At 68.6% G+C, this 14,046-nt stretch carries 10 protein-coding genes; 5 read left to right on the top strand and 5 right to left on the bottom strand.

The annotated features are described in order from the left end of the window. Positions 1–13: 13 nt before the first annotated feature. The 4 genes from QZ546_RS00405 to QZ546_RS00420 all read right to left on the bottom strand — a co-directional run bounded on the left by QZ546_RS00405 (position 14) and on the right by QZ546_RS00420 (position 6,856). Positions 14–1,189 carry an efflux RND transporter periplasmic adaptor subunit gene (locus tag QZ546_RS00405; protein ID WP_294232940.1) on the bottom strand — a complete coding sequence of 392 codons (1,176 nt, stop codon included), beginning with the start codon at positions 1,187–1,189 and terminating at the stop codon, positions 14–16. Beyond that, positions 1,182–4,415, bottom strand: a complete 3,234-nt coding sequence (locus QZ546_RS00410) for an efflux RND transporter permease subunit (RefSeq protein WP_294232943.1) — start codon at positions 4,413–4,415, stop codon at positions 1,182–1,184. Before QZ546_RS00410 ends, QZ546_RS00405 begins: the two co-directional genes overlap by 8 nt. A 433-nt stretch (positions 4,416–4,848) precedes the next feature. Continuing rightward, a complete protein-coding gene (locus QZ546_RS00415; RefSeq protein WP_294232946.1) occupies positions 4,849–6,192 on the bottom strand; it encodes an ATP-binding protein in 1,344 nt (447 codons plus the stop codon). Next, positions 6,182–6,856, bottom strand: coding sequence for a response regulator transcription factor (locus tag QZ546_RS00420; RefSeq protein ID WP_294233697.1), 675 nt, complete (start codon positions 6,854–6,856; stop codon positions 6,182–6,184). Before QZ546_RS00420 ends, QZ546_RS00415 begins: the two co-directional genes overlap by 11 nt. A gap of 131 nt (positions 6,857–6,987) precedes the next feature. On the opposite strand from QZ546_RS00420, the gene QZ546_RS00425 reads away from it, so the two are divergent. The 5 genes from QZ546_RS00425 (at position 6,988) to QZ546_RS00445 (ending at position 13,033) form a co-directional block, all read left to right on the top strand. Next, entirely contained in the window at positions 6,988–7,266 is a 279-nt protein-coding gene (locus tag QZ546_RS00425; RefSeq protein ID WP_294232949.1) for a hypothetical protein, read from the top strand. An 89-nt stretch (positions 7,267–7,355) separates the two neighbouring features. Next, entirely contained in the window at positions 7,356–8,648 is a 1,293-nt protein-coding gene (locus QZ546_RS00430; RefSeq protein WP_294232952.1) for a dicarboxylate/amino acid:cation symporter, read from the top strand. 73 nt (positions 8,649–8,721) lie between these two features. After that, on the top strand, positions 8,722–10,839 hold the full coding sequence (locus tag QZ546_RS00435) for a transglycosylase domain-containing protein (protein ID WP_294232957.1): 2,118 nt from the start codon (positions 8,722–8,724) through the stop codon (positions 10,837–10,839). Positions 10,840–11,114: 275 nt separating this feature from the next. Next, a complete protein-coding gene (locus QZ546_RS00440; protein ID WP_294232960.1) occupies positions 11,115–12,116 on the top strand; it encodes a low specificity L-threonine aldolase in 1,002 nt (333 codons plus the stop codon). Beyond that, positions 12,113–13,033 carry an EamA family transporter gene (locus tag QZ546_RS00445; RefSeq protein ID WP_294232963.1) on the top strand — a complete coding sequence of 307 codons (921 nt, stop codon included), beginning with the start codon at positions 12,113–12,115 and terminating at the stop codon, positions 13,031–13,033. Before QZ546_RS00440 ends, QZ546_RS00445 begins: the two co-directional genes overlap by 4 nt. Here QZ546_RS00445 and QZ546_RS00450 read toward each other — a convergent pair. Continuing rightward, a complete protein-coding gene (locus QZ546_RS00450) occupies positions 12,943–13,782 on the bottom strand; it encodes an NAD(P)-dependent oxidoreductase (RefSeq protein ID WP_294232967.1) in 840 nt (279 codons plus the stop codon). The genes QZ546_RS00445 and QZ546_RS00450 overlap by 91 nt on opposite strands. Between the last annotated feature and the right edge of the window lie 264 nt (positions 13,783–14,046).

The following is a 14,046-nucleotide window of genomic DNA, read 5'->3' on the forward strand; positions in this document are numbered from 1 at the left end:
ATACTGATCCGCCTCAGCCATGATTGTCCGCTCCGACGCGCACCAACTCGCCCTGCGCCAGCGAATCGGGCGGATTGTCGACGATCCGCTCGCCCGGCGACACGCCCGACAGGATCTGCACGGTCGGGCCATTGTCCTGGCCGATATGCACCTTGTGCATCGCGATTCGGCCATGCGCATCGACCGTGGCGACCTGCGCGCCGCCTACGCCGAACAGGATCGCGCTCGACGGCACCTGCGCCACCCCCGCCCGGCCCGGCAGGTCGAAGCGCGCCTGGGCATAGCCGCCGGGCTTCAGCGCGCCGTCGGGATTGTCGGCGAGCAGTTGGACGCGGAAGGCGCCCGATTGCGGGTCGATCGCGCTCGACAGCCCCGCCACCGTCGCGGGGAAGGTGCGGCCGGGAAAGGCGGGCACGGTCAGCGTCGCGGTCATGCCCGGCTTGATCGTCGCGGACAGCGATTGCGGCACGCTGACATAGACCCGGATCCGGTGGGTGTCGGCGACGCCGAACATCGGCTGCTGCGCCGCCGCGCCGGGCCCGACCAGATCGCCGACCTCGGCATTGCGCGCAGTCACCAGGCCCGAAAAGGGCGCGCGGACGACGGCATAGCGCTTCATCGCCTCCAGCCGCGACAGCGCCGCGCGCGCCTCCGCCACGCCCGCCGCCTTGACCGCCAGGTCGCCATTCTTCTCGTCGACCTCCTGCCTGGACACCGACGCACTGGTCAGCAGGTCGGCCCAGCGCGCCGCCGTGCTGCGCGCGAGCTTTTCATGCGCAACGGCGCTGGCGAGCGCAGCGCGAGCCTGGCCGATCTGTTCGTCCAGCTCGGGCGTGTCGATCACACCCAGCGGCTGTCCCGCCGCGACGCGCGCGCCGATATCCTGCGACCAGCGGCGCACATAGCCGCTGACGCGCGGAAAAAGCCGCGCCGCCTCCCAGGCCTCCAGCGTGGCGGGCAGGTCGAGCGCGTCGCTCGCCGCGCCGCCCTTCACCGGGACCAGATGCACGGTCGGGATGGCATTGGCGCTGGACCAGCTGGTCGCCGCCGCCACGTCATGCGCACGGGTCAGGGTGCCGAGCCCGACCACGCCGACCGCGATGGCGGCGGCGGTCAGCCCGGCGATCTTCAGCCCCTTGGGCGCGGGCGTGTCGGCCGACACGGCGGGGGACGCGACGGCGTCATGCATGGATGGCTTCTCCGATGGGCATAGCGGTTTTGGGGGCGGTTTTGGGGGCAGGCGCCTTTTCGCGGCGATGCGCGATGGCGAAGACGACGGGTACGAAGACCAAAGTGGCGAGCGTCGCGCAGAGCAGGCCACCGATGACCGCACGGCCCAGCGGCGCATTCTGCTCGCCGCCCTCGCCCAGGCCCAGCGCCATGGGGGCCATGCCGATCATCATCGACAAGGCGGTCATCAGGACCGGGCGGAAGCGGGTGGCCCCCGCCTCCATCGCCGCCTGGATCGCATCGCCGCAATCCGCCAGCCTTTCGCGCGCAAAGCTCACCACCAGCACGCTGTTGGCGGTGGCGACGCCCATGCACATGATCGCGCCGGTCAGGGCAGGCACGCTGAGCGGCGTGTGGGTCGCGAACAGCATCCACACGATCCCGGCGAGCGCGGCCGGAAGAGCCGAGACGATCACCAGCGGATCGACCCAGCTCTGGAAGTTCACGACGATCAGCAGGTAGATCAGGACGACCGCGCCAGCGAGGCCCAGGATCAGGCCGGTGAAGGCGGTGTTCATCGTCTGCACCTGACCACGCATCGCGACCGTCGTGCCCTTGGGCAACTGCCCCTTGGTCTGGGCCAGCACCGTGTCGATATCGGCGGCGACGGCGCCCAGATCGCGGCCCTGCGGCGTGGCATAGACGTCGAACACCGGCTGCACCGCATAGTGGGAGACGAGGGCCGGGCTGGGCTCGCGGTGGAGCGTGCTCAGCGCGCGCAGCATCTGGACATGGCCGGGCATGCTGCCGCTGATCGGCATATTGTCGAGCTGCTCGACGGTGCTGGCACGATATTGCGGGGTCTGGAGGACGATCGGATAGGACACGCCGTTCTTGGGGTTCAGCCAGAAGGTCGGCGCGATCTGCGAACTGCCCGCAAGGTTGACGGTCAGGCTGCGCGTCACGTCATTCTCGGTAATGCCTAGGCGGCTGGCCTGTGCACGGTCCACGTCGACCGCATATTCGGGATAGTTGGACGCCTGTTGCAGGCGGACATCGGCGAGTCCCGGAATCCGCGACAGCCGGGCGATCAGCGTGCGCGCATAGGCCTCGTTCCCCTTCACGTCCGACCCCGCGACCTGCACGTCGATCGGCGCGGGCGAACCGAAGTTCAGGATCTGGCTGACGATGTCGGCGGGCAGGAAGGCGAAGGACGATCCCGGGAAATCGCGCGGCAGTTGCTCGCGCAGCGTCTTCACGAACCCGGCGGTCGGCGAATGCCCTTCCTTCAGCGTGATCAGGATGTCGCCGTCCTGCGGCCCGACACCGCCGGTGTTGGAATAGGCGCGGTTGATGCCGCTGACCGGCAGGCCGATATTGTCGACGATGGTGTCGAGCTGCTCGGGCGGCACGGTCTGGCGGATGCGGTTCTCGATATGGTCGAACAGCGCCGCCGTCTCCTCGATCCGGGTGCCGACGGGCGCGCGGACGTGCAGGCTGATCTGCCCCGCATCGACCGTGGGGAAGAAATTGCGGCCCAGCATCGGCACCAGGGCGAACGACGCCAGCACCACGAGCATGAAGGCGATGACGAACGGCCGCCGCCGCGCCAGCGCGAAGGCGAGGAGGCCGGTATAATAGCCGCGCACCGCCTCGAACCGCCGCTCGAAGCCATGCTGGAAGCGGCGCAAGGGGTTGCGGCTCTCGGGCCGTCCGGCCTGCGCGTCATGCGCGACCATCACCTCGGCGGTGTGCGGGCCGGCATGATCGCGCAGCAGGTAATTGCCCATGGTCGGCACCAGGGTGCGCGACAGGATGAACGAAGCGATCATCGCGAACACCACCGCCATCGCCATCGGCGCGAACAGGAAGCCCGCGACGCCGGGCAGGAAGAACATCGGCAGGAAGGCGATGCAGATGCACAGCAGCGACACGAAGGCCGGGCCGACGATCTGCTTCGCCCCGTCCAGGATCGCCTCGCGCACCGGCTTGCCCTGTTCCAGGTGCCAGTTGATATTCTCGATGGTGACGGTCGCGTCGTCGACCAGGATGCCGACCGCCAGCGCCAGGCCGCCCAGCGTCATGATGTTCAGCGTCTGCCCGGCCACCGACAGGCCGGCGATCGCCGCCAGGATGGCCAGCGGGATCGAGGCGGCGATGATGACGGTCGAGCGCCAAGAGCCCAGGAACAGCAGGATCATCAGGCTGGTCAGCGCGGCGGCGATCACGCCCTCGCGCATCACCCCCGACACTGCCGCCTTCACGAACACCGACTGGTCGGACAACAGCGTGACGTTCAGCCCCGGCGGCAGCGTCGCCTCCAGCTTGGGCATCAGCGCCTTGACCTGGTCGACGATCGCGATGGTCGAGGCCGAACCGCTCTTCAGCACCGTCATCAGCACCGAGCGCGCGCCGTCGACGCGGACCTCGTTGCGCTGCGGCGGCGACCCGTCGCGGACATGCGCCACGTCGCGCATCAGTAGGGTGGTGCCGTCGACCGTCTTGATCGGCAGGTCGTTCAGGTCGTCGATGACGCTGGGGCTGTTGTTCAGCCGGATATTATACTCATAGGCACCGATCTTGGCGGTGCCCGACGGGATGATCTGATTCTGCTGCGCCAGCGCATTGGCGACGTCGGTCGCGGACAGGCCATGCGCCTGGAGCGCGGCGGGATCGAGGTCGATCTGCACCTGCCGCTCCTTGCCGCCATAAGGCGACGGAATGGCCGAGCCCTGCACCGAGGCCAAGGCGGGCCGGATCATGTTCTGGCCCAGGTCGTAGATCTTCTGCTCGGACAAGCCCTTGCCCGACAGCGCGAGTTGCAGGATCGGGACGGTCGAGGCGTTATAGTTCAGGATCAGCGGCGGGGTGATGCCCGGCGGCATCTGCTTCAGCACCGTCTGCGAGGCGGCGGTCACCTGGGCGGTCGCCGTGCGGATATCGACGCCCGGGCGGAAGAAGATCTTCACGATGCCGACGCCCTGCAGCGACTGGCTCTCGATATGGTCGATATCGCCGACCGTCGCCGACAGCGAGCGCTCGTAATAATAGATCACGCGCCCCGACATGTCGTTGGCGGGCAGCCCCTTATAGGTCCACACCGCCGCGATCACGGGGATGCGGATGTCGGGAAAGATGTCGGTCGGCGTCTTCACCGCCGCGATGCCGCCGCCCAGTACGATCAGGATCGCGAGGACGACGAAGGTATAGGGCTTGCTGAGGGCGAGCTTGACGAGCTGGAGCATGGGCATCCCGGAGTCGGTCAGGGGTGTCGGCGCCGACGCGGGGATCGGGGGCGGGGGCCGCGCCGGATCGCCGACGCCAGCCTCTTCGCGTCAATCGGGAGCGCAGGCGACTTAAATGAATTTCACCACTGGGGCTTTCCCTTCTTGCAGGGGAGGAGAACCATCGACCCCAGGGCCGATCGACATTCAGTGATGCCCATTCTTCCCTCGCCCCTCGCAGAGGGGAGGGGGTTGCGCAGACTTGGTCTTTGCGTAGCAAAGGCTTAGTCGGAGCTGGGTGAGGGGTGGGCGCTCGCATGGGCGAGCGCGCGAGCCAAAGGCTCGCTCAACCCCTCACCCAAGCTGCGCTAGCCAGCACGCTGGCAAGCTTCGCCAACCCTCTCCCCTATCCAGGGGAGAGGGAAAGGAAATACATTATGAATGTCGATCCGGCCTAAGCGCCGATCTCGATCCGCACGCACAGGCCGGAGCCTGCATCGGACAGGCGCAGGCGAAAGCCATGGAGGTGCAGGATGGCGGCCACGACGCTCAGGCCCAGCCCGCTGCCCGGTATCCCGGCGGCATCCGCGCCCCGGTGGAACCGGCGCAGCACCGCGTCACGCTCGTCGGGGGGGATGCCGGGGCCGTCGTCGCGCACCTCGATCGCCGGTCCCCGCGCATCGTTCAGCAGCGCGAGGCGCACCTGTCCGCCCGGTCGCCCGAACTTGATCGCATTGTCGAGGAGGTTGCTCAGCGCCTCGAACAACAGCTTCTCGTCGCCCTCGATTTGCAGGGGACGGGCATCGACCGACAGGGTGATGTCGCGGTCCTCGGCCAGCGGCTCGTACAGCTCGCTGACCTGGGCGATAAGCGCCCCCAGGTCGAGGTTACGGAATCCGGCGCGGCGGCGCCCGGCCTCCAGTTCCGAAATGCGCAGCAAGGCGGCGAAACGCTCCAGCACCAGGTCGAGATCGGCGGTCGCCCGGCGAATCCCCTCGGCGACCTGCACCGCATCGCCCGGATCATGGCCGACGGCGTTCAGCGTCGCGCGTACCCGGGTCAGCGGCGTGCGCAGGTCGTGCGCGATGGCGTCCGTCACCCCCTTCACCTGCGCCACGACGCGGCCGACCTCCGCCACCGTCGCGTTGACCGTGGCGGCGAACTGGTCGAGCTCGTCCTGCCGCCCGGCGATCGGCATCCGGACGGAGAAGTCGCCAGCGGCGATCTCCCGGCTGGCGCGTTGCAGCGCGCGGACGCGGTGGAGCGGTGCGCGGCTGAACCCGATCGCCGCCGCACCCGCGCAGAGCAGGATCAGCAGGCCGCTGACGATCAGCGTTTCCAGGATCGTGCGTCGCAGGTCTCTAAGCAGGCTGATGTCGCGCCCGACCAGCAACGTCTCGCCTTCGCGCGTGCGCACCGCGACCAGGCGAAAGGGGCCACGCGACCCGCTTTCGACATCGACCGGATGGCCGGGGACCAAGGGGCGCAAGGGACGGACATTGCCGGTGACGAAGCTGCCGTCGCCCGCGATCAGCGCCAGATAGTTGAACCCCGCCCGGTCGCGCAGCAATTCGGCGCGGATTCGGTCGGGCAGCTGGTCGGCCGGCACCTGGAGCAGCCGTTCGGCGACGCTGTGCAGGATGCGGTCGCTGCGCGCGGTCAGGTCCTGCGCGGTGGCGAGATAGACCACGCCCAGCATCGCGATCAGCCCGGTGACGAACACCGCCCCCAGCATCGCCGACAGGCGAAAGGTGCTGATCCGCACGACATCGCGCCAGCGCAGCCGTTCAGCCGCCATCGAACAGATACCCCTCCCCCTTCACGGTCTGGATGGGCGACGGGCGGCCCGGCCGGTCGATCTTCTTGCGCAACCGGGCGATGTGCACGCTGATCAGGTTGGCACCGGGATCGAAATAATAGCCCCAGACCCGCTCGAAGATGATCCGCCGGGTCATCACCTCGCCCGGGTTGCGCATCAGGAATTCCAGCAGGCGGAACTCCATATGGAGCAGCCGCACCGGCTCGCCATCGACCTTCACCGTGCGGCGGACCAGGTCGCACTCAATGCCGCCGCCGCGCAACACCACCGCCTCGGCCTGTTCGCGGCGGCGCAGCAGCACCTCGACCCGCATCGCCATCTCGGCAAAGTCGAAGGGCTTGGTCAGATAATCGTCGCCGCCGGCGCGCAGGCCCGCGATCCGCTCGTCCACGTCGCTCAGCGCGCTCAGCATCAGGACGGGGATGGTGATGTGCCGCTCGCGCAACCGGGCGACCAGCGACAGGCCGTCGAGCCCGGGCAGCATCCGGTCGAGCGTGATCGCGTCGAACGCCTCGCGCGTGGCGAGGTCGAGCCCCGTGTCGCCGTCCCCGGCATGGACGACGCCGTGCCCATGCCGCACCAGTTCGGCGGTGATCGCCGCGGCGGTGGCCTCATCGTCTTCAATCACCAGGATCGCAGCCATGGCCCCGGCATAGCGTCCCTTCGCCCGGTCGGCCAAGGCGTGTGCGCCTGCGTTAAATTCATTTAAGTCGGTGCCACCCGGCTTTTGCGCGAAAGGGCGGATGTTTCCCGTGACCATCGCAAGGGATCGCCATGCCGCACATTCGTCTGGGGTCGATCGCCGCCTCGATCGCCCTTATCGCCATCCCCCTGCCCGCCCTCGCCACCCAGGCCCCAGCCGATCCGGCGCAGGATTGCTTCGACGTGGCGGCCCCCATGGCCGAGGCGATCCCCTGTTACGAGCCCGGCCGTCACCATGCGCATCACGCGCGCAAGGACCGGAACATGGCGCGGAAGGACGACAAGGCGCCACGATCCCATGTCCGCCATGCCGATGGCGACAGGACGCTCAACGCCCTTCCACCGTCCTGACCGCGTCGGTCGGGCCTGGAAGGGAGAGCTTCGGCACCCCATGCAAAAGTTGGTTGGGATCGTTCGGGTCGCTCGCTAGCTATAGCGTCATGAGATTCCGTTTTCCTTTCGGGGCGCAGGTGTTCCTGGGCATGGCCGTAGGCCTGCTGCTCGGCCTGCTGGCCCGGTCGCAGGGCATGGCCGGGCTGGCCGAAGCGCTGCGCATCGTCGGCGAAAGCTTCGTGCAGCTGCTGAAGGTGCTGGTCGTGCCGCTGGTGTTCACCGCCATCGTCGCCTCGATCGCCGCGCTTCGCGACCTGAACAATGCCGCGCGGCTGGTCGCCGCCACCTTCATCTGGTTCGCCATCACCGCGCTGATCGCGGTCAGCATCGGGCTGACGCTGGGCACCGTCCTGCAACCCGGCCTGCACGCGGGCGTCGCGGCGGGCAGCGCGGTGCGGCCCGACACCGCTGGGTCCTGGCTCGACTTCCTGCGCGGGCTGATCCCGTCCAATATCCTGGGCCTCTCCGCCTCGACCAGCGCGGGTGATAACGGCGCGCTGAAGACCGGGCTGTCGTTCAACATCCTGCAGATCATCGTCATGGCGGTCGCGATCGGTGTCGCCGCCGTACGGGTGGGCGACAAGGGCGAGGGCTTTTTGTCGTTCAACGCCTCGGCACTGGCCATCTTCCGGCGTATCCTGTCCTGGGTCATCCGGCTGACCCCGATCGGCTCGGGCGCGCTGCTGGGCAATGCCATCGTCCGCTATGGCTGGCAGTCGCTGTCCGCGCTCGGCAGCTTCGCGCTGGCCATCTATATCGGGCTCGGCCTCGTCCTGTTCGTCGTCTATCCGCTGCTGCTGCTGGCCAACGGGCTGTCGCCGAAGCGTTTCTACGCCGCCGCCTGGCCCGCGATCCAGCTGGGCTTCGTCTCGCGCTCGTCGATCGCCACCCTGCCCGTCACCGAGGATGCGGTCGAGCGGCGGCTGGGCGTGCCGCGCGCCTATTCGGCCTTTGCGGTGCCCTTTGCCGCCACCACCAAGATGGACGGCTGCGCCGCCATCTACCCGGCCATTTCGGCGCTGTTCGTCGCGCAATATTACGGCCTGCCACTGCACGCGGGCGATTATGTGCTGATCGTACTGGTGTCGGTGCTGGGCTCGGCGGCGACCGCAGGGCTGACCGGCGCGGTCGTCATGCTGACGCTGACCCTGTCGACGCTCGGCCTGCCGCTGGAGGGCGCGGGGCTGTTGCTGGCCATCGACCCGATCCTCGACATGGGGCGCACCGCGATCAACGTGGCGGGCCAGGCGCTGGTGCCGACCATCGTCGCGCACCGCGCCGGGCTGATCGCCGAGACGCCGCCCGCGGACCGCTTGCCGGACGTGGCGCAAACAGGGTAAACGCGTGCATGAGCTTGCGCGCGGTGTTCTGGTGGAGTAATACACGCGAGTGGCCGGCCACCGGAACCCTGTAATGCGCCCCGATCCGTTCAATCCCGACCGTGTACCCCTCGACCGCCCCTATGAGCCGGTCGGCCCCCATTATCCGCTCTACGATGCCGAAACGCAGAGCTGGTCCTTCGGCCCCGACGGCGAAGAGCCGGGCGATGTCCGCCCGCGTCGCCGCATCCGCTGGGGCCGGTGGATCATGCGGGGCATGGGCGCGGGCATCATCCTGCTGGTCGTCGCGATCATCTGGCTGGCCTTCACGGCGCCGCTGTCGCGCTCGCTCCAGCCGCCCACCCCGCCTTCGATCACGCTGACCGCCGATGACGGCACGCCGATCGCACGGCGCGGGTCGATCATCGGCGCGCCGGTCGATGCCGCCAAGCTGCCCCCGCATGTCCGCGAGGCGTTCCTGGCGATCGAGGACCGGCGTTTCTATTCGCACTGGGGCGTCGACCCGCGCGGCATCCTGCGCGCCGCCTGGCACAATGTCGGCTCCGGCGGCGTGCGCGAGGGCGGCTCGACCATCACCCAGCAGCTGGCGAAGAACGCTTTCCTCGATTCCGACCGTACGGCGGGCCGCAAGATCCGCGAGGCGATGATCGCCTTCTGGCTGGAGGCGTGGCTGACCAAGGACGAGATCCTGTCGCGCTATCTGTCGAACGTCTATTTCGGCGACAATGTCTATGGCCTCACCGCCGCGTCGAAACATTATTTCGGCCGAACGCCCGACAAGCTGAACATCGGCCAGGCGGCGATGCTGGCCGGGCTGGTCAAGGCGCCCTCGCGCCTGGCCCCCACCGGCAATCTGAAGGGTGCGCGCGCCCGGCAGGCGGTGGTCGTCGCGGCGATGGTCGATGCGGGCTTCCTGACCAAGGGGGAGGCCGCCTCGGTCCAGCCGCAGCGGGTGCTCGCCTCCCAGCCCGAAACCTTGCCCTCGGGCACCTATTTCGCCGACTGGGTGCTGCCCGAAGCGCGCGACCAGGCGGGCGAGATCAAGACCGAGGCGACCGTCCGGACCACGCTCAACCCCCGGCTGCAACGCATCGCCGAGCGCGTGGTGCGCAGCGCCGGGCTGAACCAGGCGCAGGTCGCGCTGGTCGCGATGCGCCCCGATGGCCGGGTCGTGGCGATGGTCGGCGGCAAGGATTATTCCAAGAGCCCGTTCAACCGCGCCACCCAGGCACGGCGCCAGCCGGGCTCTGCCTTCAAGCTGTTCGTCTATCTGGCGGCCTTGCGCTCGGGCATGACCCCGGATTCGACGATCGAGGACGAGCCCGTCGACATCGCCGGGTGGAAACCGCGCAACAGCGACGGCCGCTATCTGGGTAAGATCACGCTGCGCCAGGCCTTTGCCCGGTCCTCCAACGTTGCCGCCGCGCGACTGACCCAGGCGGTCGGCGTGAAGTCGGTCATCAAGGCCGCCCGCGATCTGGGGATCACCACGCCGATCCCGAACGAGGCGACGATCGCGCTGGGCACCTCGACCGTCAGCCTGCTAGAACTCACCGCCGCCTATGCCGCCGTCGCCAATGAGAGCTATCCGGTGGCCGCACGCGGGCTGACCGACGTGAAGGAAAAGGGCTGGTACCAGTCGCTGACCGATCGCAAGACCGGCTTCGCCTCGGCGGTGCATGACGGGATGCTCGACCTCCTGTCCTCCTCGATCAAGACGGGCACCGGGCGGCAGGCGCTCCTGACCGTGGATGCCTTCGGCAAGACGGGGACGACGCAGGATTCGCGCGACGCGCTGTTCATGGGCTTCGCACGCGATCTGGTGGTGGGCGTCTGGGTCGGCAATGACGACAATACCCCCAATCCCGGCCTGTCGGGCGGCGGCGTGCCTGCGCGCATCTGGCGCGCCTTCATGCAGTCGGCGCTCGACATCCCGCCGGTGCCCGCGCCGGTGGTGCAGCAGGAGGTCGATCCCGATGCGATCGCCAATGGCATGGACGAGGAAGCCATGCCGACCGGCGACCCGGTGGGCGACATCATCCAGGGGCTGGGCATCGACCTGCGCACCGGCGAGGACGGGTCGATCACCGTCGGCCCCGGCCGCCGCCGCGGCGAACGCCCGCCCCCCGGTCCCGACGACCGCGGCCCGGACGATCGCCGTCCGCCGGATGAGCGCGACGGCGAGGAATAATTCGAAGGGCGTCAGCCCGCTGGTGCCCCTCAGACCCCGCCGCCTGCGAGAGGGAGGAACGTAACGGGCGTTCCGATGGCGCCTTTCCTCCCCTGCAAGGGGAGGTGGCAGGCCGCAGGCCTGACGGAGGGGTGTCCCCGTTGCGATCGAAGCCGAGCCCACTGGCCGGGTCCCCTCCCCCCGACCCCCTCCCGCCTGCGGAAGGGGGAGCGTGAACGCCAACCTTATGGCATTGGTGTTGACCTGATCCACCGCCTCGCTCAAACGCGTGGGCCATGCGCTTCTTCTCGGACAACGCCGCCCGTATCCATCCCAAGGTGATGGACGCCATCGCCGGTGCCGATCAGATGGACACCGCCTATGACGGCGATCGCTGGTCGAAGGCGCTGGATGGGCGGTTGTCCGAACTGTTCGGCCATGACGTCGACGTGCTGTGGGTGCCCACCGGCACCGCCGCCAACTGCCTGGCGCTGGCGGCGCTCTGCCCCCCGCATGGCGGTGTGGTCTGTCACCGCGACTCGCATATCCAGAATGACGAGGGCGGCGCGCCGGAATTCTATACCCACGGCGCCAAGCTGATGCTGGCCGATGGCGAGGGCGCGAAGCTGACCCCCGACACCATCCGGACCGTGATCGACGCGATCGCCAACGACGTGCACCGGGTCCAGCCCCATGCGATCTCGATCACCAACGCCACCGAATATGGCCGCGTCTACAACCCGGACGAGGTCGCCGCGGTCGGCACGCTCGCCAGGGAACGGGGGCTCGGCTTCCATATGGACGGCGCGCGCTTCGCCAATGCCCTCGCCCGGCTGGGCTGCACGCCCGCCGCACTCACCTGGCAGGCGGGGGTGGACGCGCTGTCCTTCGGCTTCGTGAAGAACGGTGCGATGAGTGCCGAGGCGCTGGTCTTCTTCAAGCCCGGCCTGGCCGACACCGCCCGCCGCCGCCGCAAGCGCGCGGGGCTGCTGATGTCCAAGGGCCGCTATCTGGCGGCGCAGGTGCTGGCGATGGTCGAGAACGATCTGTGGATCGCGAACGGCGCGCTGGCCAATGCGTGCGCCGAGCGGCTGGCGGGCGCCGCGGGCAACCGTCTGGTTCATCCGGTCGAGGCCAATGAGGTCTTCCTGCGCGCCACGCCGGACGAAGCCGCCAAGCTCCGCGCGCAGGGGTTCGACTTTTACGACTGGGCGGAGGGTGAGGTCCGGCTCGTCACTGCCTGGGACAGTGACGGCCACCATGTCGCGGCGCTTGCCGACGCGATCGCTGCCTTATGAGCGTGTTCGACACCGCCCCGCGCTCGACCCGCGCCGCCGTCCTCATCCCCTTTGCGATCGTCACGCTGATCTGGGGATCGACCTGGCTGGTCATCCGCGACCAGATTTCGGTCGTCCCCGCCACCTGGTCGGTCAGCTATCGCTTCCTGATCGGCGGGTTGGCGATGGGCGCCTTCGCACTCGCCCGGCGGGAAAGTTTCCGCCTCGGCACGACTGGGTTTCTCTTCGCCGCCGGGATCGGACTGTTCCAGTTCGTCCTCAATTTCAACTTCGTCTATCATGCCGAAGCGTACATCACCTCCGGCCTGGTCGCGGTGATCTTCGCGATGCTGCTGATCCCCAATGCGGGGTTCGCGCGGCTCTTTCTGGGGCAGCGCATGGGGCGACAACTTCTGGTCGGTTCCGCCGTCGCGATGGCGGGTGCCGCGCTGCTGTTCGTGCATGAGGCGCGAGTGGATCCCGCCGGGCCCGCCCGCGCGCTGACCGGCATCGCGCTGACCCTGGTGGCGATCCTGTCCGCCTCCACCGCCAATGTCATGCAGGCGACCAACACCGCCAAGCGCTTCCCGATGCACGCGACCTTGAGCGTCGCGATGCTGATCGGATCGGTACTGGACGCGATCATCGCCTTTAGCCTGAACGGCCCGCCGGTGTTCGAGATGCGCGCCGGCTATGTGCTGGGCATCCTCTATCTCGGCCTCTTCGCCTCCGCGCTGGCCTTTCCGCTCTACTACCGGGTCCTGCGGACGATCGGCCCAGCCAAGGCGGCCTATTCCAGCGTCATCGTTCCCGTCATCGCCATGAGCCTGTCGACGGTGTTCGAGGGCTATCGCTGGTCGCTGCTGGCGGGGGCGGGCGCCGCGGTGACGGCAGTGGGGTTGGTTATCGCGCTCAAGGCACGCAGGCCCAACCGGTAATCGGGATAGCGGGGCCGCCAATTCAGCACCCGCTTGGCCTTGCCGTTCGCCACCCGCCGATTCTCGGCATAAAAGCCCCGCGCCGCCGCCGACAGGCTTTCCAGCGGGACCAGCGGTGGCGGCGCGAGCCCCGCCAGTTCGGCGGCGTAGGACACGACCGCATCCTGGTCGCACGGGAAATCGTCGGCCAGGTTATAGGCCCCCGCCGGACCGTCGAACCCGGCGATCACGCCAGAGACGATATCGGCGATATGCACCCGGCTGAACACCTGGCCCGCCAGCCCGACCCGGTGCGCCCGGCCCGCCCGGACGCGGTCGATCGGCGAGCGGCCGGGGCCGTATATGCCGGGCAGGCGGAACACCCGCGCGCTTAAGCCCTGCCAGTCCGCATCCGCCACCGCCCGCGCGACGCGGCGGCCGGAACCGATCGGGGCGCTCTCGTCCACCCATGCGCCGCCGGTATCGCCGTACACGCCAGTCGAGGAGAGATAGCCGATCCAGGCATCCGATCGCGCGAGCTGCTCGCCGTAAGCGACCAGCACCGGATCGACCTCGCCCTCGGGCGGGACCGAGGACAGGATATGCGTGGCAGCGGCGATCTGCGCCTCCACGCTTTTCCGATCGTCGAAGCGGAGCGTGCCGCCGCGCCCGTCACGCGTCGTGCCCGCAACCGACCAGCCGCGCCCTTCCAGCAACGCCGCCAGATGACCGGCGGCATAGCCCAGACCGAAGACGAAGAGACGACTCATGCCTTAATGCTACCCGTCATCATGATCGCCATTTACCCCAAACTCCGTTCGCACTGAGCGAAGTCGAAGTGCACGCCCGGGACGGGCCGCTTGGCCAAGGCCATCCCTTGGCCTTCGACTACGCTCAGGCTGAACGGGCGTGGGGTGGCTTGGCTGCATAGGAACGTCCTGCACCAAACTTCGCTTCCACGCGCCTAAACCTCCGTTCGCACTGAGCGAAGTCGAAGTGCATGCCCCGGACGGGCCGCTTGGCCGAGGTCATCC

Source organism: uncultured Sphingomonas sp. (assembly GCF_913062585.1).
Taxonomy (GTDB): Bacteria; Pseudomonadota; Alphaproteobacteria; order Sphingomonadales; family Sphingomonadaceae; genus Sphingomonas.

Coding starts and splice junctions, on each gene's coding strand:
- QZ546_RS00440 (WP_294232960.1), top strand. CDS start 11,115: ATGCGCTTCTTCTCGGACAACGCCGCCCGTATCCATCCCAAGGTGATG.
- QZ546_RS00410 (WP_294232943.1), bottom strand. CDS start 4,415: ATGCTCCAGCTCGTCAAGCTCGCCCTCAGCAAGCCCTATACCTTCGTC.
- QZ546_RS00420 (WP_294233697.1), bottom strand. CDS start 6,856: ATGGCTGCGATCCTGGTGATTGAAGACGATGAGGCCACCGCCGCGGCG.
- QZ546_RS00435 (WP_294232957.1), top strand. CDS start 8,722: ATGCGCCCCGATCCGTTCAATCCCGACCGTGTACCCCTCGACCGCCCC.
- QZ546_RS00450 (WP_294232967.1), bottom strand. CDS start 13,782: ATGAGTCGTCTCTTCGTCTTCGGTCTGGGCTATGCCGCCGGTCATCTG.
- QZ546_RS00445 (WP_294232963.1), top strand. CDS start 12,113: ATGAGCGTGTTCGACACCGCCCCGCGCTCGACCCGCGCCGCCGTCCTC.
- QZ546_RS00430 (WP_294232952.1), top strand. CDS start 7,356: ATGAGATTCCGTTTTCCTTTCGGGGCGCAGGTGTTCCTGGGCATGGCC.
- QZ546_RS00405 (WP_294232940.1), bottom strand. CDS start 1,189: ATGCATGACGCCGTCGCGTCCCCCGCCGTGTCGGCCGACACGCCCGCG.
- QZ546_RS00415 (WP_294232946.1), bottom strand. CDS start 6,192: ATGGCGGCTGAACGGCTGCGCTGGCGCGATGTCGTGCGGATCAGCACC.
- QZ546_RS00425 (WP_294232949.1), top strand. CDS start 6,988: ATGCCGCACATTCGTCTGGGGTCGATCGCCGCCTCGATCGCCCTTATC.